This is a genomic window from Mycobacterium gordonae, from assembly GCF_001417955.2.
Taxonomy (GTDB): domain Bacteria; phylum Actinomycetota; class Actinomycetes; order Mycobacteriales; family Mycobacteriaceae; genus Mycobacterium; species Mycobacterium gordonae_B.
In genome coordinates this window covers 1-3,850 of sequence record NZ_LKTM01000109.1, presented here as the reverse complement: position 1 = coordinate 3,850, position 3,850 = coordinate 1, and the positions used below count along the sequence as shown (strand labels likewise).

The window sequence follows — 3,850 nt, the reverse complement described above, 5'->3', positions numbered from 1 at the left end:
CCTGAGCCACCACCTCCTCGCCGAGGTGGTCCCGAATCAAGCCGTCACAGTGGTCCTGAGTCAGGTTGACATAGAGAACTTGGGCCAGATCCGTGACGACAAAGTCTTTCATCCCAATGGCCGATACGCGGGAACGATCGTTGGGGACCGAGTCGTTTACCGCCGCACCGATAGCGCCCAAATCAGGAGCCCAAGCATTCAGGCCCGGCACGCAGGGTCGGCGATGGCACGTCACGCGCCGTCGGCGATCTGGGGAGATGAACCAGATTTCCCCGACTAGCCTTGGGGTTGTCCGCGGCCGGCAACCCTTCGGTTAACGGCCTCAATGCCTGCGGCCCGCAAGCGCCTAACCTACCGGTGAGGCGGTCAGTTGAATTGGGCTCGTTAACCGCGGTAGGACCCACGGACTTTTAAATCTGCAGGCGCTTCGGACCAAGCTTGCGCACTTGACGTAATAACGTATATACGTCATTACGTCACGATGCACATGACGGTTCGGTGGAAGGAGTTGATACACGGCGCTCTGCTTAAGGCAAGAAAAAACCCGTCCCCTGCCGGGAACGGGTGGTATTGCGCAATTATGCAACGTGCGTTGCGTTGACGCAATTCCCCTCTCCTGTCGGGTATGTCACCAAGGGGCCGGCTTGGGCACACCCCCGGCGGGGTTAGGAAGCTGGCTGGTCTGGAAATCGGCCGGCACCAGCTGGTACCACCAGTGATTCCCTACGCCGTCTGTCGGCAGCCCGCGCAGGTCGCCCGCGGTTTGATTCTTGGTCGGGTTTATGGTGCCGACCGGGACGCGGTCGCGTGCTGTCTGGATGGGGAATTTCAGGTCGCTGTCGTTGCTGATCACCAGGGCGGCGTCTATGCGCTGTTCAAGGATGTCCAGGAGGAGGTGGGCTGCCACGTTGACATCAGAGCCCTTCTCCTCGCGCCGTGCAACGGAGACGAAGAATTGCGCGTCGGGGTCGTTCTGCCCGGTGCCGTCTTTGATAGTCACCGGCCAGGCCGGAGTGGTGAGGACGGGGCGCCCGCGCCGGTCTTTGGTGGCCAGAGGCGCGGACGTGACACGGTTGACGTAGTTGCCCTCTTCGATGTGATCCACAACGGCGGCGCGGGTCAAAGCGGTGAGATAGGCGTCTTGCTCTTGACTGCCAACACGGTTGCCGGCTCCTGAGATGCGCGCAGTGCAGTACACGATGCGTTCCACGGTGGCGGCCGTCCATGCGGATTGATTGGTGATTAGCCGCGTCGCTAGGGCGCGTAGATCAAGCCATCGCCACCCGGCCGTGCCAGGGCCACAGAGGAACTTGCCGCCGTAATACAGATTGAACCCATCGATGTACACACCCACTCGCATGGAAACAGACGCTAACTCGTGGGCGTGTAATCAATCGTCAGGCGAGCCTGCCCGTAGTTCAGAGCGTATTAACGCAACAACGTCCTGACGTAATAACGTACTTACGTCATTACGTTTTTGCATTTTGGGCTAGCCATTGATCAGCTAGGTCAGTGAGGATTTTGCTCATGCTCGTGTCCTGGTCTAACGCGGCCTGCTTTAACCCGCGCACCGTCGCGCGGGGCAGATAGACCGTGGCTCGCTGCATATCATCAGTCGGGGAGCGAAACGCTTCAGCGGCCCGCTTAGCTGGCTCTGTCTTAACCCGTGCTGCCATCTTCGAAGTCAAATCAGACATGAACCAGCGCCCCCATCAGCTCGTCGAACACGTCGTCATAGCCGTACAGGTGATCTGGTGTAGCCCCAAACGCCCGGCGGATGCCCTCGCGGCGAACAATCCGCGTCTCGATCACCGGCACGCCCTCTTCCTCCAGCAGTGTCTTCACCTCATCGGCTAGCCGGGTCCGCAGATCCACTCCGGTCAGCAGCACCGCCGTGGGGCGGTGCGCGGTGATCTCCAAGGTTGGCCACACCCGGCGGACGTCCAACGGTGAGGCCCCTGTGGGCACCACAACCAGATCAGCCAGCTCGATCGCTTCCTGAATTACCTGCGCAGTACCCGGGGGAGTGTCCACGATCGTCAGATCTTGGTGGCCTACGTCAAGAGGTCGGCGAGCCGGCACCACCGGAAACGGCAATGGATCATCCTCGGCGACCGCCGCCCATTCCAGCGCTGACCCCTGCGGGTCGGCATCAATAAGCACGACGTCGCGGCCGCGGCGCTGCGCGGCAGTCGCGAGGTACACCGCGGACGTTGTCTTCGCAACGCCGCCCTTGGTGTGGACCAAAGAAATCGTAGGCATGCATCACACCATACGTCACAGCGTAATGACGTAACTACGATGACACGTCATTACGCCATTACGTCATCGCAGGATCAATCAAGCGGCCAATGCCATGGAAACAGCGCAATTCCGCCCAGAAAAAGAGAGCCGCCTTCATCCTCAGCGTGGTCATTCAGGCCGTCATCGCGATCCTCACCGGACGACCCTGACACGACGACCTGCGGGCTACCCGGCGCCCGTGTGGGGCTCTTACCCCTTCCTGGTCCGCCATTGTGTGGTGGTCGCTACGAGGAAGGGGCAGCCCTGGCGCTCATCCCGATCGCTTGTCGAGCCGAGTATTGAAACGCCAAGCCTGTCGGGGCGGGACGCCCGCGTGAGTTCCACACGCGTCACATCTGTTCCGCACTAACCGCGTGTCGTTATCAGTTACAGCTTGGTTTGACTGGCAGAGTCCTGATCATGGCTCAACCGCATAAAGGTGACCGCGCCCAGATCATGACGCGTCCGCCTCGGATGGTCTACGACATCGTCAAACAGAGGGCGGCCGAGCTCGGCATCCCGATGGGCCAATACGTCGCGGACCTACTAGCCGAGCATGTCGGGCACCCCGAACTGGTTCTTGCACTCCACAAATCGAGGGAGGAATTGCCGCTGGCGATGTGACCGGTACACGCCCGGGCTGATAGCGCGACCTGTCTGGGCCATACGTGACATCTGAATAGCTGGTGTGCGGATACCCCGCTGAATGACGAAGGCCCCGTCTTGGACGGGGCCACGTCTGGAGGTTCCAACCGAGTTGGCGCTCGGTTCCGGGTCTCCGTACCCATTTCCCCGAAGGGACTGTCTTGGTGGACAGCTCTCACGGTAGCGCACGTCTGTCTGGCGTTCCAGAAATGGCGCGCAATCAGTGCGCAAATCGTGATCTCGTAAGTGCCCGATCACCTCGGGTCAGCAGTGGGTGGCCGACGCCGCTCGGCGGCGCTGCTATTGCGTCCACACCGCGTGTCGTGTGCGCGCTCGCCAACGAACGCCGTCGCGGCTGGGTGGAGCGTGCCGGCGCGTGTGCGCCGCGGGCGCCGATGTGGACCAGCCGTGCCGGCTGGCTCGAGGGCCTGCACCGGTGGGCGCACTCGCCGGCCCTCGGACAGCTCTGCGCGGCCGAACGGGTCTCGATCACCGCGGCCACCCTGCTGTCGATCGCGACGGTGATGGCCGAGCACGCCGACCACGCCACCGGCCGCCACGTCGCCCTCACCCGCGCCACCATCGCGGCCCGGGCGGGGTGTGACGTGCGCACCGTGACCACCGCCTGGCGGGTCCTGCGGGCCTCCCACTGGGTCATCGAGGCCCAACGCGGCCACGGCTCACCCGACACCCCCAGCATCGGGCGGCGCCCCTCGGTGTACCACCTGGTGCCCCGCCGCGATGCCCACCCCACGCCAAGCTCCGCCGGGCCTGATTTCCACCTACCGCCCTCAGGCGGTCCTAGTCTTTCTTCTCCCGTAGGGAGGAACTCACCAAGCGGGCACGCCAGCGTGCCCGCCCACCACATGTCACAAAATCGATGCACAACCCCGCCAGCACGGCCCCCCAGACCGACCACCCC

3 protein-coding genes and 1 pseudogene are annotated in these 3,850 nt (G+C 63.0%); 2 read left to right on the top strand and 2 right to left on the bottom strand.

Annotated features, from left to right (window positions below):
- Positions 1 to 628: 628 nt before the first annotated feature.
- Together AO501_RS10820 and AO501_RS10810 are read right to left on the bottom strand one after the other, a co-directional pair.
- The gene (locus tag AO501_RS10820) at positions 629 to 1,360 is read right to left on the bottom strand and encodes an NYN domain-containing protein (RefSeq protein ID WP_055577715.1); all 732 of its coding nucleotides are present in this window, start codon (positions 1,358 to 1,360) and stop codon (positions 629 to 631) included.
- A 329-nt stretch (positions 1,361 to 1,689) separates the two neighbouring features.
- Positions 1,690 to 2,262: a ParA family protein gene (locus AO501_RS10810; RefSeq protein WP_055577713.1), complete on the bottom strand. Its 573-nt coding sequence runs from the start codon at positions 2,260 to 2,262 to the stop codon at positions 1,690 to 1,692.
- Positions 2,263 to 2,703: 441 nt separating this feature from the next.
- Between AO501_RS10810 and AO501_RS10805 the strand changes: the two genes are divergently transcribed.
- Both AO501_RS10805 and AO501_RS35540 read left to right on the top strand, forming a co-directional pair.
- Positions 2,704 to 2,907, top strand: a complete 204-nt coding sequence (locus tag AO501_RS10805; protein ID WP_055577712.1) for a hypothetical protein — start codon at positions 2,704 to 2,706, stop codon at positions 2,905 to 2,907.
- Between the two features lie 344 nt (positions 2,908 to 3,251).
- A pseudogene (locus AO501_RS35540) lies at positions 3,252 to 3,850 on the top strand (rep protein); the annotation flags it as partial.

Bases quoted from the DNA above. Each gene is read 5' to 3' on its own strand.
- AO501_RS10820 (WP_055577715.1), bottom strand. From the start codon at position 1,360: ATGCGAGTGGGTGTGTACATCGATGGGTTCAATCTGTATTACGGCGGC.
- AO501_RS10810 (WP_055577713.1), bottom strand. From the start codon at position 2,262: ATGCCTACGATTTCTTTGGTCCACACCAAGGGCGGCGTTGCGAAGACA.
- AO501_RS10805 (WP_055577712.1), top strand. From the start codon at position 2,704: ATGGCTCAACCGCATAAAGGTGACCGCGCCCAGATCATGACGCGTCCG.